This window comes from Arthrobacter sp. HMWF013 (assembly GCF_003061105.1).
Classification (GTDB): domain Bacteria; phylum Actinomycetota; class Actinomycetes; order Actinomycetales; family Micrococcaceae; genus Arthrobacter.
Genome location: NZ_QAIQ01000598.1, coordinates 1 through 6,240 on the forward strand (window position 1 = coordinate 1; position 6,240 = coordinate 6,240).

Here is a 6,240-nt window from a genome sequence, read left to right on the forward strand (position 1 = left end):
GTCCTGGATCTGGACCGAAATGTGTCCGTCGATGACTGAGACGGTTACCCGGATCAAATCCGCTCCCGAGTGGCGGACCGCGTTGCTCAGGCCCTCGGTAATGACCGCCAGCACGTTCGCTGCGGTCTCCTCGTCCCGGACAGCGTCAACGGCCCCCGTCAGCGTCAGGAGGGGGACAAACGGTAGGGACTGGGTGCTGCTGCGCACCGTTTGCAGGATGCGGCTGCTGAGAAGCTCCTTGCCTGTCTCCGAGTCACTCAGCGAATAGATGGTGTTGCGGAGTTCCCTGATGGTCTCGTCCAGTTCGTCGGTCACGGTCCGGATGGTGCTGGCCCCCGAACCATCAGTCACATAGCGCCGAAGGCTCTGAATGCTGAGCCCCGCCGCGAACAGCCGTTGGATGACCAGGTCATGAAGGTCCCGGGCAATCCTGTCCCTGTCACTGTAAACCGCGATCTGTTCCCGCATGCGGTGGGCACGGGCCAGTTCGAGTGCCAAGGCGACATGTGAGCCGAACACCGGGGCCATTTCAATGTCCGTCGCGCTGAAGCTCCCCGAAGGACATTCCCGCAACAGCACCAGGAGGCCGTGATGGGTTCCGTGGGCGCTAAGGTCTATGGCGAGCAGCCGGCTGGGCACCGGAACGTCGGCGGCGCCCAGGACCGACGCAGCGTCCGGGACCAGGGTGGCCTTGCCCGTGGCGACGACGCGGCTGATGTCGGCAGAATCAAGGGACAGCAGACGCCCCAGCCACAGCGAAGGACCCTTGCCGGCGGCTCCGGCCACGCGGAAGTGACTTGACGTGTTGCCATCTGCCGGATGGTTCTGTGATGTGTTCTCCGGGACCGTATCTTCCTGCACCAGGATGAGCGCAAGTGACGAATTTGACTCCCGCAGAGCCCTGGCTGCAATCATGTCCAGTCCCCCGTTCAGGCCGGCCGGGGTGTCCTCGGACCCCATCATCCGTCCGGTCACGTCCATACACGCCTGAAGCCAGGCGGCCCGGCGGCGGGCGTCCTCGAAAAGCCTGGCATTTTCGATTGCCACGCCGGCAGCAGCAGCGAGTGCCTCAGCAAGTTGTTCGTCTTCGTCGGTAAAGTCCCCGCCACCCATCTTCTGCGTCAGGTAGAGGTTGCCGAATACTGCGTCCCGAACCCGGATGGGGACGCCCAGGAACGACTTCATCGGCGGATGATTCGCGGGAAACCCGTAGGCATCCGGGTGCTGGCTCAAATCATGCAGCCGCAAGGGCTTGGGGTCGCGGATGAGCAGGCCAAGAACGCCATGTCCTGTGGGAAGCGGGCCGATACGCCTGCCGAGTTCGTCGTCGATGCCCACCGTGATGAAATGGCTCAGGTCGCGATCGGCGCCGATAACCCCCAGGGCCCCGTACTCAGCCTGGACAAGTTGGCAGGCTGAACTGACAACCCTGTGCAGAACAGCTTCGAGGCTGAGGTCCTCGGCGAGTGCAACAACGGCATTCAAGAGGCCCTGCATGCGTTGGTTTGCGTTGACCGGTTCACCGGCGGAGTCGGCAAAGTCGGTCAGGATTTCGCCTATCCGGGCACCTGTCCCCGGTAAGTGGTTCTCCCTGCTTGACTGGAATAAATCGCTCACGGAAACCGCCTTCCGCGGAAAGTACCGCATGCGAAGGTGCACCGGCTGCTGCAGTTGCTCACAGACTATCGCTCCCGTCCCGTTTCGCCTATGCCCATGAGTCGATGAGGGGGTCTTTATGCCCTAGATGGGGGCTTGGGGCTTCCGTAGGATCTTGGCCATGACTTCAGATGCATCTCTCCCGGAAACCGCAGAGCTCCCCCCGAAGGACTGCTGGCAGCTGTTGCGCGGTGATTCGGTGGGCCGTCTGGCTGTATGGGTCAATGATCATCCCGAAATCTTTCCCATCAACTACAAGGTTGATCACGAGTCCCTGGTGTTCCGCACCGGTGCCGGCACCAAGCTGGCGTCTTCACTGGGCAAGCAGGTGGCCTTGGAGGCTGATGGCGCCGACACAGACAAGGGTGTCGCTTGGAGCGTGATCGTCAAAGGCCAGGCCACGGCCCTCAGCCGGACTCCTGAGGTCATGGACACGATCGGCCAGTTGCTCTTCCCCTGGGAGACTGGCCGCAAGGACCATTTCATCCGGATAGTCCCGGAGAGTGTCAGCGGCCGGCGATTCAAAATCGCTGCCCCCTTGACCTGGGGCGGTTCACTGGATGAGGCCACCCGGGCAGGTCTGGAGTAACCCTTCGTGCGGGCATGGTGGATTGGCACCCCAGGTCCGATCGCGTCCGGACCGCTGCAGTTCGGCGAACGTCCTGATCCGGCACCCGCGCCCTGGGAAATTCTGCTCTCGGTCCACGCCTGCGGTGTGTGCCGCACCGATCTTCATCTCGCCGAAGGGGACCTGCGGCCCCGAACCCCCGGGCGGATTCCCGGTCATGAGGTGGTCGGTGAGGTGGTGGGCCTTGGAACCGGATGCACCAGGTTCCGGCTCGGCGAGCGGGTAGGGGCAGCCTGGCTGGCACGAACGTGCGGGACGTGCCGGTTCTGCCGCAGGGGTGCCGAGAACCTCTGCCTCACCCCAACGTTCACCGGTTGGGACACCGACGGCGGCTATGCCGAGATGATGACCGTCCATGAGGATTATGCGTACCGGATTCCCGACGTATTTACCGACGAGAAGGCGGCGCCCCTGCTGTGCGCGGGGATTATTGGCTACCGCGCGCTGCGATGCTCCGGCATCGCCCCCGGCGGCAAGCTGGGGATTTACGGGTTCGGCGGATCGGCGCACCTGACCGCGCAAATGGCCATCTTCGAAGGTGCGGACGTCTATGTGATGACGCGGTCAGCCGCGGCGCAGCGACTTGCACTGGAACTGGGAGCGGTGTTCGCCGGCAGTGCGGACCAGGCTCCACCCGAACCGCTGGACGCAGCCATCCTTTTCGCGCCGGCGGGCGGGCTGGTCCCGGTAGCCCTCCGGGCCCTGGACCGCGGAGGCACCCTCGCCATTGCCGGGATCCACCTGAGCGACATCCCTGAGCTGGACTATCAGAAGGATCTCTTCAACGAGCGCCGTCTGCGCAGCGTGACCGCAAATACGCGGACGGATGGGCAGGAATTCCTGGCCTTGGCAGGGAACATACCCTTGAATCCCACCACGGTCCCCTATCCGTGGACGAAGGCGGACCAGGCTTTGCAGGATCTCTCTGCCGACCGGTTCACAGGCGCTGCCGTCCTTCTCAGATCTTCCTGAGGTGTGCGGGAACAGCTTGTGCGGACGTTCATCTCCTTGGTGACCTTCGGCCCTAGGCGCAGGGCACAGACCGGGGAGAAGGTACTGCCATGAGTGACAGCGGATACGCCAAGGACCGTGACCCTGAACGGGCGCCAATCGTGGTGGGCGTTGACGGGAGCGCCCCCTCAATAGTTGCCCTTCGCTGGGCGGGGGCTTTGACGCCGCTGTTTAAGGGGCACATCCGGGCCGTGACATCGTGGCAGTACCAGATCGCCCTCGGCACTTTCACGCCCGTTCTCTGGGACCCGGAACAGGAGGCACGCAAAATCTGCGCCGAAGCTGTTGCCGCGGCCTTCAACGGCACACCACCGCAGGGGCTGGAGATGGTTGTGTGCCAGGGGTCGCCGGCAAAAGTCCTCGTCGAGGAGAGCCGGACGGCCCAGCTCGTTGTGGTGGGCAGCCGGGGCCACGGGGGTTTTGAAGGGCTGCTCCTCGGTGCGGTGAGCACGGCAGTGGCCGAACATGCAAAATGCCCGGTCTTTATAGCGCATGGCACAGACCTGCCGGCCGGGCTTGTGACTGATCCCGGGCAGGCATCCCAGGAAGGGGGCAGCCGGGCCGGGTCCAGCCATGTCCTCCCCTGAACGCGTCGTGGCAGGTTACGACGGTTCCGAGCCCGCAGCCCTCGCGGTGCGCTGGGCTGCACGGCATGCACGGCTCCTGGATGCTGACCTTGAGGTGGTGCACTGTTCCCTCTGGCCGCTGCTGACCAGCGATCTCGGACCAGTCCAGGGCATCGCCGGGAGCGGTCTGCGGCATCAGGCGCAGGTGGTTCTGGACCAAGGAAAAGTTGAGGCGCTGACCGCCGCTTCAGAGGTCAGGATCCGGACCAGCCTCCTGTACGGACTCCCGCCCCCTCATCTCCGGCGCATGTCGGACGGGGCGGCGATGCTGGTCCTGGGCAGCCGCGGAATCGGCGGCTTTATGGGACTTCTGGTGGGATCGGTGAGCCTTGAACTCGCGGCGACAGCAACGTGTCCCGTTGTAGTGGTCAGGTTCGATAACAATCCCGGCGGGCGCGTGGTGGTCGGAATCGACTCGTCCGGATCGGCGGGCGCGCTGGGCAAGGCGTGTGCCATCGCCACCGCGACCGGAGCGGACCTGCTGATCATCCACATCATCCATTCCCCCGACGGCCGCGCCGGCAGCGCCGCATCCGTCGGGCCCGAAGCCGCCGGCCACGTCCTCGGGACTGCTGTCCGCCAAGCCCGCGCGCTGGCTCCGGAGCTGACGATCAGCCAGGAACTGGCCACGGACACATCCATCCCGCGGGCACTCCTGAACGCCGCCCGCGGAGCAGCACTGATCGTGGTCGGAAGCAAAGGCCAGGGGCTCATCAAAGGAACGTTCGGGTCAAACGCCCATGCAGTCCTTCACCACGCCACCGGGCCTGTCATGATCTGCCGGCAACCGTCCGGCAGCCGGCAGGCAGCCGTCTAAGGGACTTTCGTCCCTAACGGCTCCGTCAACCGGGCGCCATGGTTGAGGGAAGCCTCATTTCCGCGTGTGCAGTGGACCCATCATCAACAGCGAGGAACAGTCATGAAAGCGATCGTCTATGGCGGGCCCGGGCAGAAATCCTGGACAGACGTGCCGGATCCGGCCATCAAGAGTCCAAGCGACGCCATCGTCAAAGTGGACACCACGACCATCTGCGGGACGGATCTGCACATTCTCAAAGGCGACGTTCCGGCTGTACAGGAAGGAAGAATCCTGGGCCACGAAGGCGTGGGAACCATTACGGAGGTCGGATCATCGGTGACCAGCCTGAAACCCGGTGACCGCGTGATCATTTCCTGCATCAAATCATGCGGCCATTGTGCCAACTGTAAGACCGGGCTCTATTCCCATTGCATGGGTGAGGAGGGAGCCGCCGGCATCGGCTGGGTCTTCGGCCATCTGATTGACGGAACCCAGGCAGAATATGTGCGGGTCCCCTATGCCGAAAACTCCCTGCACCTGTTGCCGGAAGGCGTTTCTGACGAACAGGCGGTGATGCTCTCGGACATCCTCCCGACCGGCTTCGAGATCGGTGTCCAGTATGGGCGGGTAAAGCCCGGCGACACAGTGGCGGTCATTGGCGCAGGCCCGGTGGGGCTCGCAGCAATAGCCACCGCCGGACTTTACGGCGCGGCGACCATCATCGCGGTCGATCTTGACCGGAACCGGTTGGAGAAGTCCCGGGAATTCGGCGCAACAGACACTGTGCTCTCCGGGAACGCCGACTGGAAGGAACAGGTGCTGGCATTGACCGATGGCCAAGGCGTGGATGTGGCCATCGAGGCCGTGGGCATCCCCGCAACGTTCCGCATGTGCACCGACATCGTCCGGCCCGGCGGGAACGTGGCCAACGTGGGCGTACACGGAAAGCCCGTGGAACTCCCGGTGCAGGACCTCTGGATCCAGAACATCAACATCAGCATGGGCCTCGTCAATGCCAACACCACACCCATGCTGCTCAAGCTGGTGGCACAGAAGAAGCTGCCCGCGGAGAAGTTCGCAACCCACCACTTCCGCTTTGACGAATTCATGGATGCCTACGACACCTTTGCCCGGGCCGCGGAGACCAACGCTTTGAAGGTGGTCATTTCGCGATGAGAGCCCACATCGTTTATGACTCCGCCTTCGGAAACACCAAAACTGTTGCCGAGGCTGTTGCACAGGCACTGGAAGCCCTTAATGCCACAGCAGTTTCGGTGGCGGACTTCGATCCGGGAAGCCTGGCGGCCGATGACCTCCTGGTGGTGGGCTCCCCCATTAACGGCTGGCGGCCCACGCCCAGGATCACCCAACTGCTGGGGCAGTTGGCCAACGGCAAGCTCAAGGGCATCAACGCGGCGGCTTTCGATACCCGCATCCGCTTCTTCATCCACGGCGATGCAGCCAAGAAGATGACCAAACTGCTCAAAGACGGCGGTGCCCACGTCGTTTCCAGTCCGGCC

Annotated in this window: 7 protein-coding genes; 6 read left to right on the top strand and 1 reads right to left on the bottom strand. The window is 63.7% G+C overall.

Features of this window, described 5'->3' with window-relative positions:
• The coding region (locus DBR22_RS20230; RefSeq protein WP_258229341.1) for a GAF domain-containing sensor histidine kinase at window positions 1-1,617 on the bottom strand (1,617 nt) is incomplete at its 3' end.
• A 160-nt stretch (window positions 1,618-1,777) separates the two neighbouring features.
• Here DBR22_RS20230 and DBR22_RS20235 point away from each other — a divergent pair.
• From DBR22_RS20235 to DBR22_RS24190, 6 genes are all read left to right on the top strand, one after another.
• Window positions 1,778-2,245, top strand: coding sequence for a pyridoxamine 5'-phosphate oxidase family protein (locus DBR22_RS20235; RefSeq protein ID WP_108600473.1), 468 nt, complete (start codon window positions 1,778-1,780; stop codon window positions 2,243-2,245).
• Between the two features lie 6 nt (window positions 2,246-2,251).
• Entirely contained in the window at window positions 2,252-3,256 is a 1,005-nt protein-coding gene (locus tag DBR22_RS20240; protein ID WP_108600474.1) for a zinc-dependent alcohol dehydrogenase family protein, read from the top strand.
• A gap of 89 nt (window positions 3,257-3,345) precedes the next feature.
• A complete protein-coding gene (locus DBR22_RS20245) occupies window positions 3,346-3,882 on the top strand; it encodes a universal stress protein (protein ID WP_108600475.1) in 537 nt (178 codons plus the stop codon).
• Complete coding sequence (locus DBR22_RS20250) at window positions 3,869-4,738, top strand: universal stress protein (protein ID WP_108600476.1); 870 nt, start codon at window positions 3,869-3,871, stop codon at window positions 4,736-4,738. Before DBR22_RS20245 ends, DBR22_RS20250 begins: the two co-directional genes overlap by 14 nt.
• A 102-nt stretch (window positions 4,739-4,840) precedes the next feature.
• Complete coding sequence (locus DBR22_RS20255) at window positions 4,841-5,896, top strand: zinc-dependent alcohol dehydrogenase family protein (protein ID WP_108600477.1); 1,056 nt, start codon at window positions 4,841-4,843, stop codon at window positions 5,894-5,896.
• A partial coding sequence (locus DBR22_RS24190; RefSeq protein ID WP_219928145.1) for a flavodoxin family protein occupies window positions 5,893-6,240 on the top strand: 348 nt, incomplete at its 3' end. The genes DBR22_RS20255 and DBR22_RS24190, both read left to right, overlap by 4 nt.

Coding starts and splice junctions, on each gene's coding strand:
- DBR22_RS20235 (WP_108600473.1), top strand. CDS start 1,778: ATGACTTCAGATGCATCTCTCCCGGAAACCGCAGAGCTCCCCCCGAAG.
- DBR22_RS20245 (WP_108600475.1), top strand. CDS start 3,346: ATGAGTGACAGCGGATACGCCAAGGACCGTGACCCTGAACGGGCGCCA.
- DBR22_RS20250 (WP_108600476.1), top strand. CDS start 3,869: ATGTCCTCCCCTGAACGCGTCGTGGCAGGTTACGACGGTTCCGAGCCC.
- DBR22_RS20255 (WP_108600477.1), top strand. CDS start 4,841: ATGAAAGCGATCGTCTATGGCGGGCCCGGGCAGAAATCCTGGACAGAC.